At 72.2% G+C, this 24,661-nt stretch carries 21 protein-coding genes; 15 read left to right on the top strand and 6 right to left on the bottom strand.

Going from position 1 to position 24,661, the window contains the following annotated elements:
* Positions 1 to 34: 34 nt before the first annotated feature.
* Positions 35 to 1,051, bottom strand: coding sequence for an NADP-dependent oxidoreductase (locus tag VYL96_RS01710; RefSeq protein ID WP_061916225.1), 1,017 nt, complete (start codon positions 1,049 to 1,051; stop codon positions 35 to 37).
* A 66-nt stretch (positions 1,052 to 1,117) separates the two neighbouring features.
* Between VYL96_RS01710 and wzm the strand changes: the two genes are divergently transcribed.
* The 4 genes from wzm (at position 1,118) to VYL96_RS01690 (ending at position 4,541) form a co-directional block, all read left to right on the top strand.
* Positions 1,118 to 2,005 (top strand): galactan export ABC transporter permease subunit Wzm/RfbD, encoded by an 888-nt coding sequence (gene wzm, locus VYL96_RS01705; protein WP_061916228.1) that lies wholly within the window; start codon positions 1,118 to 1,120, stop codon positions 2,003 to 2,005.
* Between the two features lie 12 nt (positions 2,006 to 2,017).
* Positions 2,018 to 2,836 carry a galactan export ABC transporter ATP-binding subunit Wzt/RfbE gene (wzt, locus tag VYL96_RS01700; RefSeq protein ID WP_061229490.1) on the top strand — a complete coding sequence of 273 codons (819 nt, stop codon included), beginning with the start codon at positions 2,018 to 2,020 and terminating at the stop codon, positions 2,834 to 2,836.
* A complete protein-coding gene (gene glfT1, locus VYL96_RS01695; protein WP_061229491.1) occupies positions 2,826 to 3,803 on the top strand; it encodes a galactofuranosyltransferase GlfT1 in 978 nt (325 codons plus the stop codon). The genes wzt and glfT1 overlap by 11 nt, the downstream gene beginning before the upstream one ends.
* A gap of 129 nt (positions 3,804 to 3,932) precedes the next feature.
* Complete coding sequence (locus VYL96_RS01690; protein ID WP_061916231.1) at positions 3,933 to 4,541, top strand: TIGR03086 family metal-binding protein; 609 nt, start codon at positions 3,933 to 3,935, stop codon at positions 4,539 to 4,541.
* A gap of 25 nt (positions 4,542 to 4,566) precedes the next feature.
* Here the strand turns inward: VYL96_RS01690 and VYL96_RS01685 are convergent, their stop codons facing one another.
* The gene (locus VYL96_RS01685; RefSeq protein WP_061229493.1) at positions 4,567 to 4,758 is read right to left on the bottom strand and encodes a ferredoxin; all 192 of its coding nucleotides are present in this window, start codon (positions 4,756 to 4,758) and stop codon (positions 4,567 to 4,569) included.
* A gap of 141 nt (positions 4,759 to 4,899) precedes the next feature.
* Between VYL96_RS01685 and VYL96_RS01680 the strand changes: the two genes are divergently transcribed.
* Complete coding sequence (locus VYL96_RS01680; RefSeq protein WP_131886200.1) at positions 4,900 to 5,373, top strand: DUF4442 domain-containing protein; 474 nt, start codon at positions 4,900 to 4,902, stop codon at positions 5,371 to 5,373.
* Between the two features lie 120 nt (positions 5,374 to 5,493).
* On the top strand, positions 5,494 to 6,696 hold the full coding sequence (locus VYL96_RS01675) for a TerC/Alx family metal homeostasis membrane protein (protein WP_131886199.1): 1,203 nt from the start codon (positions 5,494 to 5,496) through the stop codon (positions 6,694 to 6,696).
* Positions 6,697 to 6,729: 33 nt separating this feature from the next.
* Here the strand turns inward: VYL96_RS01675 and VYL96_RS01670 are convergent, their stop codons facing one another.
* Complete coding sequence (locus VYL96_RS01670) at positions 6,730 to 7,731, bottom strand: hypothetical protein (RefSeq protein WP_063935419.1); 1,002 nt, start codon at positions 7,729 to 7,731, stop codon at positions 6,730 to 6,732.
* Between the two features lie 141 nt (positions 7,732 to 7,872).
* Between VYL96_RS01670 and VYL96_RS01665 the strand changes: the two genes are divergently transcribed.
* Both VYL96_RS01665 and VYL96_RS01660 read left to right on the top strand, forming a co-directional pair.
* The gene (locus VYL96_RS01665; protein ID WP_259827765.1) at positions 7,873 to 8,007 is read left to right on the top strand and encodes a hypothetical protein; all 135 of its coding nucleotides are present in this window, start codon (positions 7,873 to 7,875) and stop codon (positions 8,005 to 8,007) included.
* 24 nt (positions 8,008 to 8,031) lie between these two features.
* A complete protein-coding gene (locus VYL96_RS01660; protein ID WP_207913584.1) occupies positions 8,032 to 8,418 on the top strand; it encodes a CPBP family intramembrane glutamic endopeptidase in 387 nt (128 codons plus the stop codon).
* 58 nt (positions 8,419 to 8,476) lie between these two features.
* Here VYL96_RS01660 and VYL96_RS01655 read toward each other — a convergent pair whose 3' ends face one another.
* The 3 genes from VYL96_RS01655 to VYL96_RS01645 form a co-directional block, all read right to left on the bottom strand.
* Positions 8,477 to 10,348, bottom strand: a complete 1,872-nt coding sequence (locus VYL96_RS01655; protein ID WP_131886198.1) for a glycosyltransferase — start codon at positions 10,346 to 10,348, stop codon at positions 8,477 to 8,479.
* A gap of 69 nt (positions 10,349 to 10,417) precedes the next feature.
* Positions 10,418 to 12,484 carry a DUF6541 family protein gene (locus VYL96_RS01650; protein ID WP_109148466.1) on the bottom strand — a complete coding sequence of 689 codons (2,067 nt, stop codon included), beginning with the start codon at positions 12,482 to 12,484 and terminating at the stop codon, positions 10,418 to 10,420.
* A 5-nt stretch (positions 12,485 to 12,489) separates the two neighbouring features.
* Positions 12,490 to 13,047, bottom strand: a complete 558-nt coding sequence (locus VYL96_RS01645) for a GtrA family protein (protein WP_311200830.1) — start codon at positions 13,045 to 13,047, stop codon at positions 12,490 to 12,492.
* A 335-nt stretch (positions 13,048 to 13,382) separates the two neighbouring features.
* On the opposite strand from VYL96_RS01645, the gene VYL96_RS01640 reads away from it, so the two are divergent.
* The 7 genes from VYL96_RS01640 to VYL96_RS01610 all read left to right on the top strand — a co-directional run bounded on the left by VYL96_RS01640 (position 13,383) and on the right by VYL96_RS01610 (position 24,643).
* Complete coding sequence (locus VYL96_RS01640; protein ID WP_131886197.1) at positions 13,383 to 13,565, top strand: hypothetical protein; 183 nt, start codon at positions 13,383 to 13,385, stop codon at positions 13,563 to 13,565.
* Positions 13,566 to 13,630: 65 nt separating this feature from the next.
* Positions 13,631 to 15,220: an IS1182 family transposase gene (locus VYL96_RS01635; RefSeq protein WP_061917886.1), complete on the top strand. Its 1,590-nt coding sequence runs from the start codon at positions 13,631 to 13,633 to the stop codon at positions 15,218 to 15,220.
* A gap of 272 nt (positions 15,221 to 15,492) precedes the next feature.
* Positions 15,493 to 16,890: a lipase family protein gene (locus tag VYL96_RS01630; RefSeq protein ID WP_165928539.1), complete on the top strand. Its 1,398-nt coding sequence runs from the start codon at positions 15,493 to 15,495 to the stop codon at positions 16,888 to 16,890.
* A gap of 145 nt (positions 16,891 to 17,035) precedes the next feature.
* Positions 17,036 to 18,484: a decaprenylphosphoryl-beta-D-ribose oxidase gene (locus VYL96_RS01625; protein ID WP_061916252.1), complete on the top strand. Its 1,449-nt coding sequence runs from the start codon at positions 17,036 to 17,038 to the stop codon at positions 18,482 to 18,484.
* 50 nt (positions 18,485 to 18,534) lie between these two features.
* On the top strand, positions 18,535 to 19,296 hold the full coding sequence (locus VYL96_RS01620; protein ID WP_061916255.1) for a decaprenylphospho-beta-D-erythro-pentofuranosid-2-ulose 2-reductase: 762 nt from the start codon (positions 18,535 to 18,537) through the stop codon (positions 19,294 to 19,296).
* A 2-nt stretch (positions 19,297 to 19,298) separates the two neighbouring features.
* Positions 19,299 to 21,242, top strand: coding sequence for an arabinofuranosyltransferase (locus VYL96_RS01615; RefSeq protein WP_109148468.1), 1,944 nt, complete (start codon positions 19,299 to 19,301; stop codon positions 21,240 to 21,242).
* 23 nt (positions 21,243 to 21,265) lie between these two features.
* Positions 21,266 to 24,643, top strand: a complete 3,378-nt coding sequence (locus VYL96_RS01610) for an arabinosyltransferase domain-containing protein (protein ID WP_061227888.1) — start codon at positions 21,266 to 21,268, stop codon at positions 24,641 to 24,643.
* Positions 24,644 to 24,661: the final 18 nt, after the last annotated feature.

Here is a 24,661-nt window from a genome sequence, read left to right as displayed (position 1 = left end):
CCGCCGGACCGGACTGGGGGTCAGATCGGTGGGATCAGATCCGCACGAGCATCTTGCCCACGTTCGCGCCCTTCATCAGATCGAGGAACGCGTCGACCGAGTTGTCGATGCCGTCGACGACGGTCTCGTCGAACACGATCTCGCCCGAGGCGACCCACGGGCCGACCTTCTCCGCGAACTCCTTGAACAGATGCATGTACTTGTTCACCGTGAAGCCCTGCAGGGTGAGGCCGCGGGTGATGGCCTGCCACATGTTGTCCGGCCCCGGCGCACGCTCGGTGGCGTTGTACGAACTGATCGCGCCGCACAGGGCCAGTCGGCCCCCGTCGTTCATCAGGTCGAGCGCGGCCTCGAGGTGGTCACCGCCCACGTTGTCGAAGTAGACGTCGATCCCCTCGCCGTTCTCGCTGCCGAAGTGCTCGCGCAGGAGCTTCCGGACCGGGCCTTCCTTGTAGTTGATCGCCGCGTCGAACCCGTAGCGCTCGACGCACGTGGCCACCTTCTCCGGGCTGCCGGCCGAGCCGACGACCTTCGAGGCGCCCATCAGCGTGGCGATCTGCCCCACCGCCGAACCGACCGACCCGGCCGCGCCGGAGACGAACACGCTCTCGCCGGCCTGGAACCGGCCGATGTGCAACAGCCCGACGTACGCGGTGAGGCCCGTGGTCCCCAGGACGCCGAGATACGCCGAGATCGGCACCCCGTCCATCTCCTGCACCACGCGGAACTGCCGGGCGTCGCCCTGGGCGACGTCGCGCCACCCGTCGTTGTGCAGGACCACCGCGCCGACCGGGTGGTCGTCCGAGCGGGACTCGACGATCCTGCCCACGGCCGCGCCGGTCATGGTCTCGTCGAGCTCGAACGGCGGGATGTACGAGCGTCCCTCGTTCATCCGGCCCCGCATGTAGGGATCCACCGAGATGAACTCGTTGGCCACCCGGACCTCGCCCTCGGCGAGCTCGGGGAGGTCGACGGTGACCGTGCGGAAATTGTCGTGGGTCGGCCATCCGGTGGGACGGCTCGCGAGCTGGATCTGCGTACTGGTCGTCATCTCTCCTGTCTACGCGCCCTCGCGGCGGGGCTGCCACCGGCGGAACCTCTAGTACGCTGAGCCCTCGTGCAGGACCAGTCCCTTCCCGATCCGACCTCGGCGACGCTCCCCGACGAGCGCGTGCGGGGCGAGATCGTCAACGACTCCCACACCTTCCGCCGGGCCGTGGCCGACCTGCGCCAGGGGCTGAGCCAGCGCGAACTGTGGCTGTCCCTGGGCTGGCAGGACATCAAGCAGCGCTACCGCCGCTCTACCCTCGGCCCGCTGTGGATCACCATCGCCACCGGCGTCATGGCCGTGGCGCTCGGCCTGCTGTACTCGATCCTCTTCCAGATCCCGCTCGCCGACTTTCTCCCGCACGTCACCGTGGGCCTCATCATGTGGGGCTTCATCTCCGGCTGCATCAAGGAGGGCGCCGAGGTCTTCATCGCCAACGAGGGCCTCATCAAGCAGCTCCCCAGCGCCCTGAGCGTGCACGTCTACCGGCTGGTGTGGCGGCAGTTCCTGTTCCTGTGCCACAACCTGGTCATCTGGGTGGTGCTCATGGTGGTCTTCCCGCGGCCGCTGGGCTGGGAGCTCCTGCTGTCCGTGCTGGGGCTGGCGGTGCTCATGGTCAACGGTGTGTGGGTGTCCATGCTTTTCGGCATCCTCGCCACCCGGTTCCGGGACATCGCCCCTCTGCTGGACTCGATGGTGCAGCTGCTGTTCTACATGACCCCCATCGTGTGGACCACGCAGACGCTGTACGAGCAGGGCGGGCAGATCGCCGACCGCGCCCGCATCGCCGAGATCAACCCGCTCTACCACTACCTGGAGATCGTCCGCGCGCCCATGCTCGGCCAGTCCGTCGACGCCTACCACTGGTGGATCGTCCTGGCCTGCACGGCCGTCGGGTTGCTCCTGGCGTTCGTGGCGCTGCGCCGGTTCCGCTCCCGAGTCCCGTACTGGGTGTAGGAGGTACATCCCATGAGCTCCGTCGCGCCCACCCCCGGCGGCGTGTCCATCGACTGCGTGGACGCGTGCGTGGATTTCCCGATCTTCGACGCCAAATCGCGCTCCCTCAAGAAGGCGGTCCTCGGCTCCGCGGGGGGCGCGATCGGCCGGAACGCGTCCAACGTCGTCGTCGTCGAGGCCCTCAAGGACATCACCCTCTCCCTCCGCGAGGGGGACCGCGTGGGCCTGGTCGGGCACAACGGTGCCGGCAAGTCAACGCTGCTGCGGCTGCTGTCCGGCATCTACGAACCCACCCGCGGCGCGGCGCGGATCCGCGGCCGCGTGGCGCCCGTGTTCGACCTGGGCGTGGGCATGGACCCCGAGATCTCGGGGTACGAGAACATCATCATCCGCGGACTGTTCCTCGGCCAGACGCGCAAGCAGATGAAGGCCAAGGTCGACGAGATCGCCGACTTCACCGAGCTCGGCGACTACCTGGACATGCCGCTGCGCACCTACTCCACCGGCATGCGCGTGCGGCTGGCCATGGGCGTGGTGACCTCGATCGACCCCGAGATCCTTCTGCTCGACGAGGGCATCGGCGCCGTGGACGCGGAGTTCATGAAGAAGGCGCGGGTCAAGCTCGCCGACCTCGTCTCCCGCTCGGGCATCCTGGTCTTCGCCTCCCACTCCAACGAGTTCCTCGCGCAGCTGTGCGACTCGGCCATGTGGATCGACCACGGTCGCATCCGCCAGCGCGGCAGCATCGAGGAGATCGTCACCGCCTACGAGGGCCCCGAGGCCGGCCGCTCGATCGGCGAGTACATCGGCAGGATGCGTCATGAGAGCTGAGGGCGGGGCCGCCGCGGGAGACGCGGGCCGAAAAGCGGCCGACGCCCGCCGGGTCGTGGCCGTCGTGGTCACCCACCGCCGGCTCGAGCAGCTGCGCGAGTCCCTGGCCGTCGTGTGCGGCCAGACCCGCCCGATCGACCACCTGGTGGTGGTGGACAACGCCGACGAGCACGCCGTACGCGAGCTCGTCGAGTCGCAGCCGGTCGAGGCCACGTACATCGGCTCCAAGCACAACCTCGGCGGCGCGGGCGGCTTCGCACTGGGCATGCTGCACGCGCTGGCCACCGGCGCGGACCTCGTGTGGTGCGCGGACGACGACGGCCGCCCCGAGGGCCCCGACGTCCTGGCCACGCTGCTGCACTGCATGGACCGCCACGGCCTGGCCGAGGTCTCGCCGGTGGTGTGCGACCTCGCCGACCCCGACCGACTGGCCTTCCCCCTGCGGCGCGGCGTGGTGTGGCGGCGTCGGCGCTCGGAGCTGTTCACCGGAGCGGGCGCGGCCGGCGACGGGGAGACCACCGAGGACCTGCTGCCCGGCATCGCGTCGCTGTTCAACGGCGCCCTGTTCACCGCCGAGTGCCTGGACCGCGTGGGCGTGCCCGACCTGCGCCTGTTCATCCGCGGCGACGAGGTCGAGGTGCACCGGCGCCTGGTCCGCTCGGGGCTGCCGTTCGGCACGTGCCTGACCACCGCGTACCTGCACCCGCAGGGCTCGGACGAGTTCAAGCCGATCCTCGGCGGCCGCATGCACACGCAGTTCCCCGACGACCCGGTCAAGCGGCACTTCACCTACCGCAACCGCGGTTACGTCCTCACCCAGCCCGGCAACCGGCGGCTCATCCCGCAGGAGATCGTGCGATTCGGCTGGTACTTCCTCGTCTCGCGGCGTGATCCGGCGGGGTTCCGCGAGTGGCTGCGCCTGCAGCGCATGGGCGCGGGCGAGCGGTTCGAGAAGCCCGGCGCCTGACCCGCGAGAATCCGCTACCCCGACTCCGGATCCGCTACGCCCTGAGGGGTAGCGGATCCCGAGGGAAGGTAGCGGATTCGGGGGGCCGGGCCCGGGTGCCCGAGTGCCGGCATGCGGCAGGATGGGGGCATGACCGACTGGATCGCGCTGCAGTCCCGCGCCGCCGACCTCTACGACGAGGTGCTGCCCGCCGTCACCGACTGGGACGCCGCCACCCCGTGTAGCGACTGGACCGCGCGCGAGGTGCTGGCCCACGTGGTGGACGAGCAACTGTGGGTGCCGGGCCTGCTCGCCGGCGGCACGGTCGACGAGGTGGCCGACGACCTCGAGGACCGCCTGCGTCGCCTGCGCGACGCCTCCGGTCCCGAACTGGTGGAGGACTGGGAGTCGGTCACAGCGCCGGTGGGGGCGGCGTGGCGCGGGACGTGCGCCGGCGGCGCGGACACGGAGGTGCATCTGTCGTACGGACTCGCTCCCGCGAAGCACTACCTCGCCCAGCAGGTGTTCGACCTGGCCGTCCACGCGTGGGACATCGCCTCCTCGCAGGGCATGGACCTGCACTGGGGCGACGATCTCGAGCGGGCCGTGGTGGAGTTCGTCCGGACCGACCTCGCCGAGAACCCGGCGCCGGAGCTGTTCGACCCGGCGGTCCCGGGCTTCGACGGCCCGGACGTGTCGGCGCGGGACGAGGTGCTCGCGCTCACCGGCCGCGATCCCTCGGCCTGGCCGGCCCGGTAGTCGCGGGGCCGCGGCACCGTGCCCTTCAGGCCTCGCGCAGAGCCGCCATCGGGCACTTGGCGACGGCCTTGCGGGCGCGCTTCTCGTGCTCGGAGGGGATGTCGTCGACCAGCAGGCGCACCACCTCGTCGTCGTCATCCAGCGCGAACACCGCCGGCGCCAGTCCCACGCACACCGCCTGTCCCTCGCACCGGTCCGGATCCACGATGATCCTCATGTCACGCCTCCCCGCCGGGGGCCCCGGGCCCCGTAGTCGATGGTTGTGGCCCTGAAAGTAGACAAAACACGGTGCCGTGTCCAGAGAATGAGTCAAATTGCCGGGAACCGAACTGACTCCTCGGTAAGTTACTATCGGCCGGTGACCACGACGATGCTGCACCGCTACACCTCGAGCCCCCGTGCGTTCCCCGTCCTGGCCTCGCTCTACCCGCCGCTCCTGGGGTCGGGGATCCGCATCCGGCACGTCGCCCCGGACTGGACCCGAGGGGAACTGAACATGCACGTGGCGCCGTGGACCGCCAACACCAACGGCACCGCGTTCGGCGGCGCGCTGTTCGCCGCGACAGACGTGCTCTACGGGGCGCTGCTGTCCGGACACCTGGGCGCCGGCTACCAGGTGTGGACCAAAAGCGCGACGATCGACTTCCGCTCCCCCGGCCGCGGCCGGCTCCGGTGCGTCGTCGAGGTGCCGCACGCGGAGGCGGACTCGATCCGCGAGCAACTGACCACCCGGTCCAGCACCAGCGTGGTCCACACCGCGGTCGTCACCGACAGCCGCGGCAGGACGGTCGTCGAGGCCCGGCACACGATGTTCGTCCGACGCCGCACCTAGAGACGACACCTGAGCGAACGGACCCGCGCCGACCGGCGGCGAGCATCCGTCGGGGGGCGACACCGCCGGGCGCGGGTAGGATGATCCGGTCAACCGGCCCTCCCCGGAAAGGAAACCCCGTTGGGAGCCACCCCGCTCGCATGGTCGTTGTCAGTCGGCCTGATCGTCGCACTCCTCTTGTTCGACTACTTCTTCCATGTGCGCAAGGAGCACATTCCCACGCTGAAAGAGTCGGCCATCTGGTCCTCGCTCTACGTGGGCGTGGCGGTCCTGTTCGGTTTCGCCGTGTGGATCTTCGGCGGCACGGACATGGGTATCGAGTACTTCGCCGGGTACCTCACCGAGAAGGCCCTCTCGGTGGACAACCTGTTCGTGTTCCTCCTGCTGCTGACGAGCTTCAAGGTGCCCAAGGCGGGTCAGCAGAAGGCGCTGCTGTTCGGCATCGTCTTCTCGATCATCGCCCGCACCGCGTTCATCTTCGTGGGCGCCGCGCTGCTCAACCAGTTCAGCGCGCTGTTCTACGTGTTCGGCCTGTTCCTCATCGTCACCGCCGGCCGACTGCTGGCCGAAGACGATGAGGACGACGACGAGGTCGACAACGTCATGGTCCGGTTCGCCAAGAAGGTCATCCCGGCGACCGACCACTACGACCACGACAAGCTGTTCACCGTCGAGAACGGCAAGCGCGTCATGACGCCGATGGTGATCGTCATGGTCGCGATCGGGGGCACCGACATCATGTTCGCGCTGGACTCGATCCCCGCGATCTTCGGGCTCACCCAGAACGTCTTCATCGTCTTCACCGCCACCACGTTCTCGCTGCTCGGCCTGCGCCAGCTGTACTTCCTGCTGGAGGGCCTGCTCGATCGGCTGGTCTACCTCAAGTACGGCCTGGCCGCGATCCTGGGCTTCATCGGCGTCAAGCTGGTGCTGCACGCCCTGCACGAGAACAACCTGCCGTTCATCAACGGTGGCGAGCACGTCGACGTGGTCGAGGTGCCCACGCTGCTCTCGCTGGGCGTGATCGTGGTGGTGCTCGTGGTGACCATCGTGGCCTCGCTGGTCAGTCCGGCCGGCAAGGCGCTCACCGTCCTGGGCAACCTCAAGCGCTACTCGCGGGAGTACCTCAACAAGGACTTCACCGACGACCCGGTGGAGCGCGCGCGGCTGTGGAGCAAGATCCTCGAGAACGAGGACAAGCTCGGCACGATCGACCGCAAGTACTTCGGCAGCGAGGGCGACGTGTGGGAGCTCGAGCAGCTCCTGCGTCGGGTCTGGGACGAGCAGGGCCGCTACGAGAAGGCCACCGACTACACCCGCTGATCCGCCACACCTGCGTCATCCCGGCCCGCGGCCTCAACGCCGCGGGCCGGACCACATCCCGTGCGGGTCGGCCGCGGGGTCATCGGCCGGCGGATAGCAAACCTCTGACGAGGGCCACCGCGCCCGCAGCACGGCGGCGGCGCGGCGGCCCGCACCGGAGTCAACCGCGCGGTGGTGACCCGCCAGCGAGGCCGCGTTGCCCGGGGCGGCGTCGCCCCGGGCCACGATCACCGTCCACCCGGCGTGCAGCAGCTGCTCGCGGAACCTCTCGGTGCCGCGACCCGAGCTCGACGGCGTCGCGGAATCCCCGGCGGCGAAGACCACGCAGCGGGCATCGGGATCGGCCAGCGGCAGCTCCACCGTGAAGTGCCCCAGACGCACGGCGTGCCCGTGCCGGAAGCCGTCGAGCCCTGCCGCCCGGAGCTCCAGTCGTGCCCGCGTGGAGACGGCCGACCCCGACCGCGGGTCCGCCGCGCGGGCGACGGCGGTGAAGTCGCGGGCACCGCGCCCCGAGGGGTGCTCGAGCGCGCCCGCCAGCTGGCCCGGCAACTCGGGCACCCTCGCGCACAGCCGCTCCACCGACACCACCGCATCCTCGAACCCCAGGTCTCCGGCCAGATCCCGGCACGTGCGCAGCGGGGTGGTGACCCGCAACCCGTCGATCTCGGTGACAGCCGACGGCGGCAGGGTGCCGTAGCGGTAGATCCGCCCCGGACGGGACCGACGCGTCGACGGCAACCAGATCTCGGGCGGCGCGTCCACGGGCACCGAGTCGTCACCCCACAGCAGGGCGGCGCTGCGGCCGCGTAGCACCCCGTCCGGCCAGGTCCGCGCCAGGGCGATGCTGCGGAGCCGGAGATCATCGGGCTGGTCGTCGCGTCGGTACAACCCGTGCCAGATCCGCTCGTAACGGTCGCGGTCCCGGGCGTCGGGGACGGCGGCGGCCAGCTCGGCCGCGGTCAGCGGGCCCGGCGGCAGCGCGAGGATGTCGGCCGGGGTCGTCGGCGCGGTCGGGGTCGAGGTCGGAGTGTCCATGCCACCTACTCTGCCCCGACGCCCCGCCGCGTTCCGGCTGTCCGCGGGTCCGGGGCTGGCCAGATGTGGAATTCGGGGCGGCTGTGGATCAGCCACCGCGATGCCGGTCTGAGGGGTCCGCTCGGAACCTAGGCTGGACCGGTGATCGAGTTCGCGCTCTTCTGCGCTCCCGCGGTGCTCTACGTGGTCGTGCAATCGCGTCGGGGCGACCGGTCACCCGCGGCCGCGCTCGACCGGATCGGTGCGCGATGGGGCGCGCCCTCGGCGTACGGGTAGGCGCTCCTCCTGCTCATCCCCCTGGTGGCGGCGAGCTGGTCGGCGATCGCGCTGATGCCCGCCGAGGTGGTGGACGATCCCGGCGTCACGGTCGCCCGGGTCACCTCGGCCGGGGCCGTCGTCGGCGTCGCGCTGCGGGCGGTGGGCGAGGAGGTGTTCTTCCGCGGGCTCCTCGGCGGCGTCCTCGTGCGTCGACTCGGGTTCGCCCGCGGCAACCTGCTGCAGGCGGCCGCGTTCGTCGTCCCACACCTCGCGCTGCTCCGGATCGACGCCGGCCTGTGGCCGATCGTCGTGATCCAGTTCACGGCGGGCTACGCACTGGGGTGGCTCCGGCACCGGACCGGGACGTTCGTGCCCGGTGCCGTCGTCCACGTCGTCGCGAACATCGTGGCCGGACTCGTCACCGCCTGACCACGCAGCCGGCGGGAGTCCCCGCGCAGCGAGCGGGATCGCCGCGGCGCCGGCGCCGCTACACCCCGTAGAGCCGCGCCCAGGTCTCCCGGGTCGTGAGCTCGGCCTGCGCCTTCCGCCACCGCTCCTGCGCGGCGGGCGCCTCGCGGACGAACCGGGCCAGCAGCGCCGCGAGACGCTTCTGCAGCTCGGTGGCGCGCGCGGGGTTCACCTTCCGGTGGTGCACGCCGGTCTGCGAGGCGTCTGTCACGTAGACCTCGTCGAACAGCGACACGTGCCACCAGGCGGCGTCCTCGTACGGGATCGCCACCACGCCGCGGCGCTGCCGGCCGAGTTTCTGGGTGAGCAACCGCTTGGCCAGCACCTGGTCCTCGCGGTCCTCGCGCGGGATCCCGACCTTGCGCTCGACTCTGATCCCCGCGGGGAGCGCCTCCACGGCGAGCTTGGCGGTCTCGGGATACTCGGCGCGCTCGGCGCGGATCGCGGCGAGCGCGGCCTGCCCGCCGTCGCCCACCCCGTGGGAACCGTCGGGCCCGTCGAGGAACGCCTCGATCCCCCGCATCCGTGTGGCCGCCAGGCCGTACTGCATCCCCACCATGGCCCGCAGGACGCTCCGGCCGAGGTTCTTGGCCATGCTCTTCGGGTCGATCCCCTGCCGGATCGCGGCGGTGACCAGCGAGTTGCGCTGGGAGAAGAACTGGCCGAAGTCGTCGCCGTCCTTCCAGTAGAAGTCGGCGTGCCACACGGCCGCGCCCTGCAGCGTGCACGTCGGGATCCCGGCCTGGCGGCACCGGAGGCCGTACTCGATGTCGTCCCACTGGAAGAAGTACGGCATCGGCAGGCCCACCTCCTCCACCGCCTCGCCGGGGACGAGGCAGGACCACCAGGCGTTGTACTCGGCGTCGATTCGCCGCTCCTGCCGGTTCTCGACCACCGACTCGTCGCGCAGCGCGTACTCGTCGGCGTCGAGGCCGCCGCGGAGCTCGTCGAGCTGCGTGCGCTCGGCCGAGACCAGCAGGTAGTCGGGGTTGTACAGGTACAGCATCTGCGCCCCGACCAGCATCGGCTCGCGCGTCACGGCGGCGAAGGCGAACAGGCGCAGCACCGTCTCCGGCTCCACCCGGACGTCGTCGTCCATGAGCAGCACGTCCACCGGGCCGGCGGCGCCCGGCGCGGTGGCCTCGTACAGCCCGCGGCTGAAGCCCCCGGCACCGCCGAGGTTGGGCTGGCGCAGGTAGTGCAGCCGGTCGCCGAACTCCTCGGCCGCGTGCCGGAACGCCTCGCGGGTCTCCACCAGATCGGTGCCCTGATCCGTCACGTAGAGGTCGTCGATGAGATCCGCGACGAGGGGATCCGAGGCCAGCGAGTCCACCGTGGCCGCACAGTCGTCCGCCCTGTTGAACGTGCAGATCGCCACGGCAGCGCGGCGGGCGGGCCTCGTCGTCGTCGTACTCCACACCACCTCCGACACGGTCGCCGGCGCGTCCACGGCGTGCAGCTCCAGCCACATCGCGCCACCGTCGGTGAACGCGTCCACCGGCACGTGCAGCACCGCCATCCCGTCACCGTGGTGGTGGACCACGTCCACCGTCCGCACGTGGGAGCCGATATCGGAGGCGCGGACCAGCACGTCCAGCTGCCCGGTCGTCTCCACGGACACGCGCACGGTGAGCTCGGTGACCGAGGTCCACCGCTGCCAGTAGGAGGCCTCGAACCGGCCGAAGTAGGTGTTGGTGTCGACGATCGCGCCGGCGTCCATGTGCAGCTCGGCGCGGGTACGTCGCACGACCCCGCGCACGATGCGCGAGTACAGGTCGTCGTTGACCCACCGGCGCGGGCCCGAGAACAGCGTGCGCTGGAGCAGCAGGTCGCGCTCGGGCTGCGGGGCGGCGGTGTCGGGGCCCGCGGCGGTCACGGTGGTGGCGTCCATGAGGCGATGCGCTCCTGGTGGGGTCGGTGCGGGGACACGGCCCGTCGGGGCCGCGCGGCGGCGGGCCGCTCAGGGCCCGGTCGCGCCGTCCAGGCTAGTCGCCGGCCCGGCGGCGGCCGCGTCGACGACCGGTGAGTCGGTGTTCGGGGGCTGCACGGGCGGGGTGAACGGGGGGATCCCCGGCGGCGGCAGGAGCGGCGGGTGGTCCGCGGGCACCGGCAGGACCTCGTACAGCCGGGCGCCGGGGTTGCCCTCGACGAGCCGCAGGTGGGGGTTGAGGTCGAGCCCGATGAACCCGCCCGGCCGACCCGGGCCGCCCACGACGCCGGTGCCGACGATCACCCAGCGCACGTCCTGCCGCAGTACCTCGTGCGTGACGGACGGGTCGAAGCCGTAGCGGTTGATCGAGGTGTACAGGATCATGCGGTCGGCGCCGACCTGCGCGACCGGGTCGTCGGCGAGCGGCGCGCCGAACACCACGGGCACGCCGTGCAGCGCGTACGCCCACGCGGTGCCGTCGAACGGATCATTGAGGACCACGCCGCCCTCGTGCCGCTCGGCGAGCGCGTCGAGCACCGCGCGTTCGCGGGCGTTGACCGCCGGGCCGTCGCCGTAGCCCCACACCCGCAGGTCGCGGGCCAGGACCGCGTGCCCGGAGACCGTGAGCAGCCCCAGCACGGCCACCACCACGACGCCGGTCCGCGCGGCCGGGCGGCGGGCCGAACCGAGCGGGACGAGCGCCCGCACGCCCGCGCCGGCCAGCACGGCCGACGGCAGCACCAGCAGGGAGGCGAACCGGTAGAAGTCGTCCCACCAGAAGCCGGTGAACACCCGCACCCAGTCGCCGTCCACCGCCGCGGCCAGCACGTACAGCGCCCCGTAGACCACGAGCGCGGCGGCGGGCGCGGCGAGCGGGCGACGGCGCCGCGGGTCCACGACCGCCACCGCCAGGCCCACGAGCACCGCGATCGCCATCCCGATCGAGGACAGCGCGGTGGGCCCGAGGTCGAACACGCCGGCCACCGCGCGCGGCACGCCCACCTCGCGCGGCCACGAGAACCCGGCGAGCGACTCGGTGGTCCCGGCCGAGACCATCGTCGCCGACCACAGCACGTACGGGGCCGCCGCGACCGCGGCCAGCGCGAAGCCGCCGAGGACCGCGAGTCTCGGCCGCGTGCCGGGCGCGGCGACCAGCCCGGCGACGGCCTGGGCCGCCAGCGGGATCGCCGCCGCGAGCGCCACCGACGGGTGCACCGACCAGGCCCCCGCCATCCCCGCCCCGAGCAGCGCCGCGTGCGCGAGCATGCGCGGCCGCCGGGCGGCGAGCTGCTCGCCCAGCAGGACCAGGCCCGGGATCACCGCCACGCCCAGCGCGAACGGCAGCACCGGACCGCGGCCCAACGCGAGGTACGGGAAGGTCCACGCCGCGCCCGCCACGACCGCCGCGCCGACCGCCGCGAGCCGCGACCCGCCGCACAGCCGCCCCGCCAGGACCGCGACGCCCAGCGCGAACACCACGCCGGTGACCGCCGACACCGCGTTGAGCGCCTGCGGCAGCCCGCCGCCCACACCCAGCAGCAGGGAGGCCAGGGCGTGGTAGGTGTCCGGGTAGAAGAAGTGCGGGTTGGCGGGCTGGCTCACCGGCGCGAGATCGGTGAGACCGGCCCGCCCGGTCTCGGCGATGAACCGCGTGGCGCCGCCGTGGAAGATCGCGTCCCAGCCCTGCGGGATGGCCGTGAGACCGCGGGTGGCGACGAGGACCTGGACCGCGGGGATGAGGGCCAGGGCGACGACGATGAGGTCGACCACCCCCGGGCCCGGCCCGCGACCGCGCACCTCGTCGTCGTCATCGGACCCCTCGCCCCGCCGCCACGTCCCCCGGTCGGTGACCCGGGCGGCGATCCCGAGCGCGGCGGCGGCGAGCAGCCCCACCAGCGCGGTCACCCCCGCCGACGCGAGGCCCCACCGCACGTCGGCGGCGGCCGTGACCGCGCACCCCACCGCCGCCACCGCGGTGGTCAGGGCGGGGCCCGCGGCGAGCGCGTCCCGCCACCGCGCGCCGGCGGCCAGGCAGATCAGCGCGACCGGCACGACCAGCAGCGCCAGCGCGGCGGCGAGCAGGAGCGCGACGGACATGCCGGTCAGCGGACCCGGAAGATCACAGTCCGCTGGACGATGAAGTTGGTGACGGTCGCGACGCCCTGGGCGATGACATACCCGATGGTCGTGGCCCAGAAGGTGCTCCAGTCCAGTCCGTGGAAGAACGGCACGAGGACCATGAACAGACCCCACTGCACGCCGAACATGAGGGCGTACAGGCACATCGTGGCGATGAACCGCGCCCGCGACGGCTCGGCCCGGAACGTCCACCGGCGGTTGATGCCGTACGCGGTGAGCGTGCCCGCGACGAACGACAGCGCCTTGGCCGGGCCGTAGCCCAGACCGGCCAGCATGAGCAGCTGCAGCAGGCCGTAGTCGACGACCGCCGAGAGCACCCCGGTGAGGAAGAACCGCACGATCTGCGTCTTGAGATCGGTGCCCTCCCGCGGGTCGGACTCGTGGTGCGACTCCAGCGGGTCCACCGCGCCGCGCAGGGAGTCGAGGACGGAATCGACGGGATCGACCGGGTCGGCGGAATCGGCGGAATCGGCGGAGTCGCTCCTGGCGCCGGCGTCTCTCGGGGAAGAACTCACCAGCACAGGGTAGGCCGCGGCTCCGACACGTGAACATCCACACAGGGGGCTTGTGCGGCCCCGGCGGGCGTGTCATCCTTTTCTCCATCGCGGGCACACCAGCCCGTTCCCGGTCGAACCGTCCGGCGACACCTCCGCCGAGACCGTCCGACCCCGCTGGAGCGATCCGCTCGCGGCACACCCCATCTCTTCCCGGCGCCCACGCCACGAGGTCCGCGCCTTCTCCCCGGGTGAGCCGCCGTCGCCTCCACCCCCACGCACGCGAACGACCCCCGTCGTCGTCCCGCCCCGAGCGGTGACGCGCCGGGCCCGTCGTCCTTCCACGACCAGGAGTGAGTCCCATGTCGCAGTACCGCAGTCCCGCCATGAACAACGCCCCGACCGCGTTCTCCTACACGCCCACCGGGCGGGCGATCCCGCCGTCGTCGCCGCTGCGCACGCCCAACCATCGCCCGGCGTCGCCGTCGTACACGCCCACCGGCCGCGTCGTCCTGTCGACGCCCACCACCCGCGGCTCCGCCTAGGAGACTGCTGAACAAAGTGCGTGTACGGCCCGCGGGGTTGGGGTGGCCCTGAAATGATGTGGGTCATGCAGGGTGAGTCGGATCGGCAGCGTGAGTTGTTGGATGTGGAGTCGGTGGCGGGGCATCTTCTCGAGCCCGGCAGCGTGTTCGCGTTGCTGGCCGAGCATCGTGACCGGTTGTTCCCGGACGAGTTGTTCGCGGATCTGTTTCCCTCGGGGCGGGGTCGGCCCTCGATCCCGGGTGAGGTGATCGCCTCGGTCATCGTGCTGCAAGCACTGTTCGGGCACTCCGATCGGGAGGCGGTCGACGCGCTGACGTTTGACCTGCGGTGGAAGGCCGCCTGCGGGTATCCGGTCGATGCGAAGGGTTTCAACTCGTCGACGTTGACCTATTGGCGACGCCGCCTGGCGGCCAGTGAGCGGCCGCAGCGGATCTTCGAGGTGGTGCGTCAGGTCATCGCCGAGACCGGTGCGGTCAAGGCCAAGACCCGCCGGGCGCTGGATTCAACGGTTTTGGATGACGCGGTGGCCCGCCAGGACACGATCACCCAGCTGATCGCCCAGATCCGCCGGGTGGGCCGCGAGGTGCCCGGGGCGAAGGAGTTGATCGCCACCGAGTGCACCCGGTTGGCGGCGGTGTGCGGGCAGGACTACATCGCGTCGGGTAAGCCGCGCATCGCCTGGGATGACCAGGCCGCCCGAGACGAGTTGGTCTCCGCCCTGGTCGCAGACGCGCTGGCGCTGTTGGCGGCACTAGATGTCGAGGCGATCACCGCCGCCGGTGGCAAGCCGGCCGAAGCGGTCGCCCTGTTGGCGCTGGTGGCAGGGCAGGACGTCGAACCGGCCGAGGATTCAGACGGCACCGACGGGCGGTGGCGCATCGCCCGCCGCACCGCACCGGATCGGGTGATCTCCACCGTGGACCCCGATGCCCGCCACGCGCACAAGACCCGGCAGCGCCGCCAAGACGGGTTCAAGGCCCACATCGTCGTCGAGCCCGATACCGGCCTGACCACCATGTGCGCCCTGACCAAACCCAACGGACCCAGCAATTCCGATGCCGCGGTCGGTGCGGGGCTGGTCACCGCCGATCCCACCGTCGATGACGGTGAGCAGGTCGAGGTGCTCGGCGATTCGGCCTATGCCAGCGGCGACATGCTGCACACCCTGGCCGGCAAGCAGTGGCTGCCCCTGGTCAAGCCGTGGCCGCTGCGGCCCGCGGTCGAGGGCGGGTTCACCCTGGATGACTTCACCTTCGACGCCGTGGCGGGCACCCTGACCTGCCCCGCCAACATCACCCGTGGCCTCTCTGCCAAGGGCAATGCCACCTTCGGGGCGGCGTGTCGTGGCTGCCCGCTGCGTCAGCGGTGCACTACCTCAGCCACGGGGCGCAAAGTGGTGCTCGGCGAGCACCACCTGCTGCAACGCCAGCACCGCCAGCGGGCCGGCGATGAGGACTTCAAGACCGTGTACCGCCAGCACCGACCGATGGTGGAACGCTCGATCGCCTGGCTGACCCGAGGCGCTCGGCGTGTGCCGTACCGCGGGGTCGAGAAGAACAACACCTGGCTCCACCACCGCGTTGCCGCCCTCAACCTGCGCCGACTACTCGCCATGGGACTGACCAACCAGAACGGAACCTGGGCCCTGGCCTGATCAGCGGGCCGGGGCCAGGCATTCCCGCCCCAGCAGAGGCTCGAACAACCCGCGGTGGGCGCCACGAACCTTTCGCCGAACCCAGAAATCTCAAGCCCCACACTCCGCGCGACGGCCAACCGGACCCTCACGCACACCGGGCGTGCCAGGATCGCAGCTTGTTCAGCAGTCTCCTAGGACGAGCCCACCCCCGAACACGCGGTTCGCGCGCGCCGGTCACCCCCGGCGCGCGCGACGCGTCCGCCGCCGACCGCGCCGTATACCGTGAGCGCATGAGGTCGCGGCGTCCCCTCCGTCCCGGCCGCGCGGTCGCGGCGGCACTCCTTGCGCTGACGTGCGCGCTCACCGCGGCGCCCGCCGGAGCCGCTCAGCCCACCGGTGCGGCGTCGTCCGCGGTCACGGTCCCCGACCCGTTCGCCGCGCTCCGGCCCGCGCCCGAGCACGAGCGCACGCCCGAGCGCTACCTGCCCAGTCCGTCCCCGGACCCCTGGTACTCGTCGCCGCCGACCGTCGACCCCGCGACCGCCCCGGGGACGATCCTCGCCACGCGAGAGGTGACGATCCCGCCGCACAACGTCCGCAACTTCGGCCGCGGCTGGCAGGTCCTGGTCCAGAGCACCGACTCCCACGACCGCCCGCAGCAGATCGTGTCCACGCTCATCGAGCCGGCCACCCCGTGGCCCGGGCCCGATCCGCGGCCGCTCGTGTCGTTCAACGTCACGATCGACTCGCTCGGCCTGACGTGCATGCCGTCCCACACGCTGCCGCACACGCTCAACCTCGAGCTCCCGCCGTTCCTGCAGATCCTCGCCGACCGCGGCTACGGCCTGGTCGTCACCGACTTCCAGGGGCCCAGGGCGGCCTACGCGGCGGGGCGCGCCAACGGCCGCGCGGTGCTCGACGGGATCCGCGCAGCCCGCGCCTTCGTCCCACCCGGTGAGGCCGGCCCGCTGTTCGCCGACTCGCGGGTCGTGCAGGTCGGCTACTCCGGCGGCGGCATCGCCACGGGCTGGGCCGCCCAGCTGCAGCCCGTGTACGCCCCCGAGCTGACCGGCGTGCTCGTCGGCTCATCGGTCGGCGGCGTGCCCTCCGACTACTCCGACCTGTTCGACACGATGGACGGCACCATCGCCTCCGGCCTCTACCGCGCCGCCGTCCTCGGCCTGGCTCGCGAGTACCCCGAGATGTACCCCCTTCTCAACGCCACCGGCGACGTGATCGCGCACCACCTCCGCGATGCCTGCGCCGCCGCCAACACCGCCGGGGGGCTCATCCCCGCGCCGCTGTCCGCCCTGACCGACGTCGATCCCCGCACGGACCCCACGGTCGCGGCCGTCCTGGCCCGCAACCGCCTGGGAACCCCCGACCCCGCCCATGGCGCTGACCCGCGGGAGGTACCGACCGGGCCGGTCCAGGTCTGGCACGGTGACGCCGCCGCGCCGATCGGCCCCGGACCGGGGTCCTCGCGGGGGCCGGGCGACCCGTTCGTCCCCGAGTGGACGGCCCGTCGGCTGGCGGACGAGTGGTGCGCGGCCGGTGCCGACGTCGAATACACGCCGGTGCCCGGCGAGCACATCCTCGCGGCCTACACCGCGGTCGGCCCGGCGCTGGACTGGGTCGACGACCGGGCACGCGGCGTCCCCTTCGACTCCGGCTGCCGGCCCGACTGACCGGCGCGGCCCGAGAGGGCGGGTCCTCGGCGAGCGAGCGGCCCTCGTCGTCGTCGTCATCTCTCCCTCATCTCCCCGTCGGCCGCGTCACACCCGGGCGCGGCGACGCGGCGGCCGGGCCCCGCCGGGCGGTAACCTCGACCGCGTGAGCACCGCGCAGAACACCCCACCGGCCCCGACCGCGCTGGACACCGAGCTCCGGCGCCTGACCGGCTGGGGCCGCACCGCCCCGGCGTTGAGCCACGTGCTGACCCCACGCTCGGTCGACGAGATCTCCGCGGCCGTCGCGGCGGTCAACGACTCCAACGCCTCCTCCCCAGCCCACCTGCGGCGCGGCGTGGTCGCCCGCGGCCTCGGCCGCTCGTACGGCGACAGCGCCCAGAACTCCGGCGGACTCGTCGTGGACATGAGCCGGTTCAACCGCATCCACGAGCTCAATGCCGAGAAGGCGCTGGCAGTGGTCGACGCGGGCGTCAACCTCGACCAGCTCATGCGGGCGGCCCTGCCGTTCGGGCTGTGGGTGCCGGTCCTGCCGGGCACACGGCAGGTGACCGTCGGCGGTGCGATCGGCCACGACATCCACGGCAAGAACCACCACTCCGCCGGCTCGTTCGGCAATCACGTCACGCGCATGGAACTGCTCGTCGCGGACGGCCGCGTGCTCACGCTCGAGCCGAGCGGAACCGCCGACGACCCCGACGGAACGCTGTTCTGGGCCACCGTCGGCGGCAACGGCCTCACCGGCATCGTGCTCAAGGTGTGGATCGCGATGACGCGCACGGAGACGGCGTTCTTCCTCGCCGACGACGACCAGACCTCGAGCCTCGACGAGACGATCGCCCTGCACACCGACGGGTCGGAGTCGAAGTACACCTACTCGTCCGCGTGGTTCGACGCGATCAGCGCGCCCCCCAAGCTCGGCCGGGCCGCGGTCTCGCGCGGGTCGCTGGCCACGCTGGCCCAGCTCGAGGAGTACGCGCCCAAGCTGGCGAAGAACCCGCTGGCGATGGACGCCAAGCCGCTCATCACGTTCCCCGACGTGTTCCCCAACGGGCTGGCCAACAAGTACACCTTCGGCCCCATCGGCGAGGTCTACTACCGGCTCGGCGGGACGTCGCGGAACCAGATCAAGACGTTGCCGGCGTTCTACCACATGCTCGACCTGTTCTCGGAGTGGAACCGGGCCTACGGATCCAAGGGGTTCCTGCAGTACCAGTTCATCGTCCCGCCCGGCGCGGTCGAGGGCTTCAAGGAGATCATCGGCGACATCCAGCGGTCCGGGCACTATTCGTTCCTCAACGTGTTCAAGCTGTTCGGACCCGGCAACCAGGCGCCGCTGTCCTTCCCCATGGAGGGCTGGAACGTGTGCGTGGACTTCCCCATCAACGACCGGCTCAACAGCTTCGTCAACCACCTCGACGCCAAGGTCATGTCGATGGGCGGGCGGCTCTACACGGCCAAGGACTCGCGCGTCCCGGCCGGGCGGTTCCACGCCATGTACCCGGAGATCGACTCGTGGATCGCCACCCGCCGCGGCATCGACCCCCACGGGGTGTTCGCCTCCGACATGGGCCGGCGGCTCGAACTGCTCTGAGCGGGTGAGCGCCCCCAGCGGTGTCGGGGCCCGTCGGTAGACTCCTGCCCATGATCAATGCCGTCGGCGTCCCCCAGACCCTGCTCCTGCTCGGTGGAACCTCCGAGATCGGCCTGGCCATCTGTGCCGAGTACCTGCAGCAGGGACCGATGCGCGTGATCCTGGCCTGCTTGCCCGGGGACCCGGGTGTGGACGACGCCCGGGCGGAGATGAAGGCCGCCGGCGCGAGCGCCGTGGAGGTCGTGGACTTCGACGCCGCGGCCACCGACACGCACCCGGCCGCGTTCGAGACGATCTTCGGCGGCGGGGACGTCGACGTGGCGATCGTCGCGTTCGGCCTCCTCGGGGACAACGAGGAACTCTGGTCCGACCAGCGCAAGGCGGTCCAGATCGCGCAGATCAACTACACCGGTGCCGTCTCGGTGGGCGTACTGCTCGCCGAGCGGATGAAGAGCCAGGGCTTCGGCCGGATCATCGCCATGAGCTCGGCCGCCGGACTGCGGGCCCGCCGCTCCAACTTCGTCTACGGCTCCACCAAGGCGGGTCTGGACTCCTTCTACACCGGTCTCGGATACGCGCTCGACGAGCACGGAGTGGACGTCCTGGTGATCCGCCCCGGTCAGGTGCGCACCCGGATGTCGGCGCACGTCAAGGAGGCGCCGCTGACCATCAACAAGGAGGAGGTCGCCCGGATCGCGGTGAAGAACGCCGGCGCAGGCAAGGGCGCGGTCTTCGCGCCGGCCGCGTTCGGCGGGGTCATGGCCGTGCTCACGCACGTGCCGCGCCCCATCTTCCGCAAGCTCCCCTTCTGAGAATGCCGCCGGCACTCCGCGGACCCGGTCTGGCCGGGGCGGCGACGCTGCTCGCCGCAGCCGTCACCGCCGTGGTCCTGGTCGGATTCTCGCTCGTCTCCTTCCCCGCCTACGGCAACTCCAACGTCCTGCGGGCCCTGACCGTGGTCGGTCAGACCGCCGCGATCGCGCTGGTGGCGGCGGGGATCCTCGCCGCGCGCGCCGGGGAGCGGCCGGGGGGTCGGCCCGCGCTGGTGCGGCTGGGCAAGCTCGCCGCCCCCACCGGGTCGGCCCTGCTCGTGGCGGCCACGCTGGGCATCCCGCTCGCGGCGTCGCGGCTGTACCTGCACGGCGTGAGCGTGGACCAGGAGTTCCGCACCCAGTTCCTCGGCCGCTCGGCCACCTCGCTCGGGCTGCCCGACATGGCGTACATCGACCTGCCGTCGTTCTACCCGTCGGGGTGGTTCTGGCTGGGCGGGCGGTTCGCGAACCTGGTCGGCCTCGAGGGCTGGGCGGCGTTCAAGCCGTGGGCGATCCTGTCGCTGGCGGTCGCGGCCGCGCTGGTCACCGTGCTGTGGACGCGGATCCTGCGCACCGACCTCGGCGCCGCGGTGGGCCTGGTCTCGACCTCGATCGTGCTCGCCTACGGCAGCCCCGAGCCGTACGGCGCCGTGGTGGCCCTGTTCCTGCCGCCGGTCCTCATCCTCGCGTGGCACGCGGTCAGCCCGACGGCCCGCCACGCCGGCCGCGGCGCCACCGTGGCCACGACCCTGTTCCTCGGGGCGTCGGCGTGCACCTACACGCTGTACACCGGCCTGGCGGCGGGCACGGTCGTCCTCATGGCGCTCGTCGCGACCGTCTCCGCGGTGCTCGCCGCGCGGCGCGGTCGACGCGTGATCCCGCTCTGGCTGCCCGCGGCCCGGCTCGCCGTGATCGGGTCCGGGTCGATCCTGATCGCCCTGCTCGTGTGGGCGCCCTACCTGCTGGCCGCGCTCCGCGGCGAGCCCGCAGACTCCGGCACCGCCATGCACTACCTGCCCGAGGCCGGGGCGCGGCTGCCGCTTCCGATGACCGCGGGCGGCTTGACCGGCTGGGTGTGCCTGGCCGGCCTGGTGTGGATCATCGCGCGGGCGTGGACCTCGCGCCGCGCGCAGGCGCTCGGCCTGGGCGTCGTGGCCGTCTACCTGTGGAGCCTGGCCTCGATGGCCGTCACCGTCCTGGGCACCACCATGCTGGGATTCCGGCTCGAGCCGGTGCTCATCCTCCTCCTGGTGGTGGCCGGGGTGTTCGCCGTCGTCGACGTCGCCGGGCTCGCCGTCCGCGCGGCCGGCCGTCAGGCCGGTGAGCCCCGGCCCGCCGCGGAGGCCGCCGACCGTCGTCGGCGCGCCGGCGCCGTGGTGGGTGTGCTGGCCGCCCTCGCCGTGCTCGCACACGCGCAGGGCATCCCCGACCACCTGCACGACGAGATCCGGCTGGCCTACACCGACACGGACGGCCACGGCGAGCGGGCCGACCGCTACCCGCCCGGCCCCGAGTCCCACTACGCCGAGGTCGACCGCGTCATCCTGGAGTCGTTCCCCGGCCGTGACCGGACCGACCTCGTCGTCGCCAGCACCGCCGACGCGTTCCTGGCCTACCACCCGTACTTCGCCTACCAGGCCGTCACCTCGCACTACGCCAACCCGCTGGGGCGGTACGCCGACCGCAACGCGTCCATGGTCGCGTGGCAGGACGCCACCAGCGGCGACGAGCTGTTCGCGATGATGCGCTCCACGCCGTGGCGCGGCCCCGACGCGATCGTCACGCGCCGGTCGGGCGACGGCTTCACCCTGCGCCTGGCCGAGGACACCTACCCCAACGACCCCAACGTCCGCCGCTTCGGCGTCACCATCCCCGGCGAGGCCGTCGAGGGGGACCACTTCGAGGTCCACGACGTGGGTCCGTTCGCCGTGATCACGGTGCGGTGAGGAGGCTGTGCGGTGATCAGGCGATGACAGCGGAGCGAACGGGAACCGTGGGACGGGGCGACGACGACGAGGTGCACGACACCGACGTCGAGCGTCCCCTCGGTCTGCACCCGTACCCCGGCATGGACCGCGACCGCCGGTGGGCGGTCATCACCGGCTTCCTCGGGGCGGTCCTGGCGATCCTCGCCGGGTTCCTCCCCGTGCACCAGGACACCACGCGGGTGCAGTGGACGGCCGGGCCCGACTACGCCTCGGTCACCGCCCCGCTCGTCTCCGGGCGACCGCTCGACCTCACCATCACCGCACCGTGCGCGCCGCTGGCGCAGGTCCCCGAGAACACGATCGTGTTCTCCACCCTGCCGGAGGGCGCCCCCGGGCGGATCTCCGACGGGCTGGTGGTCCAGCGCGCCGAGGACGCGGCCGGCGACCCGGTCATCGAGGTGGCGGTACGCAACATCACGCTGCTGTCGGTGCCGCTGTCCACCCTGCGTGACCCCGCGTGCGAGACGCTGAACGTGCGCGCCGAGACGGGCATCCTCGTCGCCGAGTTCACCGGCCTCGAGCGCGACCCCGACGACGCCGACGACGCGGTCCGCGCCGCCGTCCCGGGGACCATGCGCCCGCAGGTCACCGGGGTCTTCACCGACCTCACGCCCGTGACCGCGCCCGACGGCCTCGGCGAGTCCACGGTCGAGGTCACCGTCGACTCCCGGTACTCCTCCAGCCCCACCGCGCTCAAACTGGTGCTCATGGTGATCGGGGTGCTCGCCACCCTCGCCTCCGTGGTGTTCCTGCACCGCCTCGACGGCATCGACGGCCGCTCGCACCGCCGCTTCGTCCCGCGGTCCTGGTCGCGACTGTCCGGGGTCGACGGGGTCGTCATCGGCGTCCTGGGCTTCTGGCACCTCGTGGGCGCCAACACCTCCGACGACGGCTACCTGCTCACCATGGCCCGCTCGGCCGGGCCCAGCGGGTACATGGCCAACTACTTCCGCTGGCTCGGCTCCCCCGAGTCCCCGGTCGGCTGGTACTACGAGATCCTGCGCGTGTTCGCCGAGATCTCCACCGCCAGCCCGTGGATGCGGCTGCCCACCCTGCTGTGCGGCATCCTGTCGTGGCTCATCATCAGCCGCGAGGTCGTGCCCCGGCTGGGCCGCCTCGCCCGCACCTGGCGCGGACCGCGCTGGACCGGCGCCGCCCTGTTCCTGGCCTTCTGGATGGCGTTCAACAACGGGCTACGGCCCGAGCCGGTGATCGCGCTCGGCGCCCTGCTCACGTGGTCGCTGGTCGAGCGGTCCATCGCCACCCGCCGGCTCGTGCCCGGCGTCGCGGCGATCGGCGTGGCCGCGTTCTCCCTCGGCGCCGGCCCCACCGGGCTCATGTGCGTCGCGGCGCTCGCGGCGGGCGCCCGCGAGTTCCTCAGCATGGCCCGGCGGCGCGCGCGGGTGGTCGGGTGGGCCCCGATCCTCGGCCCCGTCCTGGCCGTGGGTCTCGCGCTGCTCTACACCGTGTTCGCCGACCAGACGCTGGCCGCGGTCCTCGAGGCCACCCGCATCCGCACCGAGCTCGGTCCGAGCCTGCCCTGGTACGGGGAGAAGGAGCGGTGGGAGGCGCTGTTCGGGGTCTCCGCCGACGGCGGTGTCGCCCGCCGCTTCCCCGTCCTGCTCATGCTCATGTGCCTGGTCCTGGTCACCGCCGTCATGCTGAGGCGGGGGAAGATCCCCGGCGCGGCCGCCGGGCCCTCGCGCCGACTCATCGGCGTCCTCGCGGGATCGCTGCTGTTCCTGGTGTTCACCCCCACCAAATGGACCCACCACTTCGGGGTCTTCGCCGGTCTGGCGGGTGCGCTCGCCGTCCTCGCCGTCATCGCCCTGCGCTCCTCGACGGTCTCGCTCAATCGGAGTCGCTGGCTGGTGTGGGCGGCGCTGTGCTTTGTCGTCGGCCTGTCCACCGCCACCAACAACACCTGGTGGTACGTCTCCGACTACGGCATCCCCTTCTCCGACTCCTTCCCCGCCGTGGGCGGGGTCCAGGTCCAGTACGTCGCGTTCATCGGCGCCCTGGTGTGCCTGCTCATCGCCGGACTCATCCACTCGGGCCTCGTCCCCTCCGAGCCCGGCGCCGCCCTGTGGCGCCGCGTCCGGCGCGCGGCGCCGTTCCTGCGGACGCACGCCGACACCCCCGCCGCCCGCCGCCGCGCCGACGGCCGGAGCCGCGGGATCGGCGGCACCCCGCTGACGGTGGTCGCGTTCTCCGTGGTGATCTTCGAGCTGGTCTCCGCGGTCACCGCCGTGTTCGTCCAGAGCCCCGCCTACAGCGTCGGCCGCGGCAACATCCGCGCGCTGTCCGGTGAGCCGTGCGCGCTGGCCGACTCGGTGCTCGTCGAGGAGGACTCCAACGACGGCCTGCTCAGCGCGGTCGGCGCCGGGCCCGAGATCTCCCTCGGCGCGGGCGTCGTCAACGGCTTCGCCCCCAACGGCCTGCCCGACTCCATCACCGTCGACAGCGCGGAGGCCTCCGGCGCGCTCGCGACCTCCGAGTCCGGCGAACGCGACCCCGGCGACGGTGTGGACGCCGGCACGACCGGCGGCCGCGGTGCCGTCACGGTCAACGGCTCCACCGTCGCGCTGCCGTTCGGTCTCGACCCGGACACCACCCCGGTCCTGGGCTCCTACCGGCGCGGCCCGCAGGTCGCGGCCGAGCTCACCTCGGCGTGGTACGAGCTGCCCGCCCGCAGTGCCAACCGCCCGCTCCTCGTCATGGCGGCCGCCGGTCGCATCGGCAACGGCGCCCTGCGCATCGAGTACGGGCGCCCCGGCCGTGTGGGCGCGACCGGGCCCACCGACTTCGAGGTCATGGGCTCCACCACCCCCATCGACGTCGGCCCCGCGCCCGCCTGGCGGAACCTGCGCATCCCGCTCGACTCGATCCCCGAGGACGCCCAGGTCGTGCGCGTGGTGGCCGCGGACGGCAACCTCGACCCCGACCAGTGGCTGGCCGTCACCCCGCCGCGGAACCCGCGGCTGCGCACCCTTGACGAGGTCGTCGGCCACACCGACCCCGTGCTCATCGACTGGGTCGTCGCGCTGGCCTTCCCGTGCCAGCGGCCGTTCGTCCACAACGGGGGCGTCGCCGAGATCCCCCGCTACCGGATCCTCGCCGACCGCGAGTCGTCGTCCGCCGCCAACTGGTGGCAGAGCGCCGGCGGCGGCGGCCCGCTCCTGTGGACCAGGCAGACCGTCGAGGCCATCACCGTCCCCACCTACCTCGACCACGACTGGGCCCGCGACTGGGGCTCGCTGCAGCGGTTCGAACCCCTCGACCCGGACGCCACTCCCGCCGAACTCCTCCGCGGAAGCGAGGTGCGTTGGGGCTGGACCACGCCGGGTCCGATGAACTGATCGTCGCCTAGAATCGGC

The sequence above is a fragment of the Dietzia maris genome, assembly GCF_036287335.1.
Classification (GTDB): domain Bacteria; phylum Actinomycetota; class Actinomycetes; order Mycobacteriales; family Mycobacteriaceae; genus Dietzia; species Dietzia cinnamea.
Note: the sequence above shows the minus strand (reverse complement) of the source record. Positions and strands in the feature narration are given on the sequence as shown.

Bases quoted from the DNA above. Each gene is read 5' to 3' on its own strand.
- VYL96_RS01710 (WP_061916225.1), bottom strand. From the start codon at position 1,051: ATGACGACCAGTACGCAGATCCAGCTCGCGAGCCGTCCCACCGGATGG.
- wzt (WP_061229490.1), top strand. From the start codon at position 2,018: ATGAGCTCCGTCGCGCCCACCCCCGGCGGCGTGTCCATCGACTGCGTG.
- glfT1 (WP_061229491.1), top strand. From the start codon at position 2,826: ATGAGAGCTGAGGGCGGGGCCGCCGCGGGAGACGCGGGCCGAAAAGCG.
- VYL96_RS01690 (WP_061916231.1), top strand. From the start codon at position 3,933: ATGACCGACTGGATCGCGCTGCAGTCCCGCGCCGCCGACCTCTACGAC.
- VYL96_RS01685 (WP_061229493.1), bottom strand. From the start codon at position 4,758: ATGAGGATCATCGTGGATCCGGACCGGTGCGAGGGACAGGCGGTGTGC.
- VYL96_RS01670 (WP_063935419.1), bottom strand. From the start codon at position 7,731: ATGGACACTCCGACCTCGACCCCGACCGCGCCGACGACCCCGGCCGAC.
- VYL96_RS01655 (WP_131886198.1), bottom strand. From the start codon at position 10,348: ATGGACGCCACCACCGTGACCGCCGCGGGCCCCGACACCGCCGCCCCG.
- VYL96_RS01650 (WP_109148466.1), bottom strand. From the start codon at position 12,484: ATGTCCGTCGCGCTCCTGCTCGCCGCCGCGCTGGCGCTGCTGGTCGTG.
- VYL96_RS01640 (WP_131886197.1), top strand. From the start codon at position 13,383: ATGTCGCAGTACCGCAGTCCCGCCATGAACAACGCCCCGACCGCGTTC.
- VYL96_RS01635 (WP_061917886.1), top strand. From the start codon at position 13,631: ATGCAGGGTGAGTCGGATCGGCAGCGTGAGTTGTTGGATGTGGAGTCG.
- VYL96_RS01630 (WP_165928539.1), top strand. From the start codon at position 15,493: ATGAGGTCGCGGCGTCCCCTCCGTCCCGGCCGCGCGGTCGCGGCGGCA.
- VYL96_RS01620 (WP_061916255.1), top strand. From the start codon at position 18,535: ATGATCAATGCCGTCGGCGTCCCCCAGACCCTGCTCCTGCTCGGTGGA.
- VYL96_RS01615 (WP_109148468.1), top strand. From the start codon at position 19,299: ATGCCGCCGGCACTCCGCGGACCCGGTCTGGCCGGGGCGGCGACGCTG.
- VYL96_RS01610 (WP_061227888.1), top strand. From the start codon at position 21,266: ATGACAGCGGAGCGAACGGGAACCGTGGGACGGGGCGACGACGACGAG.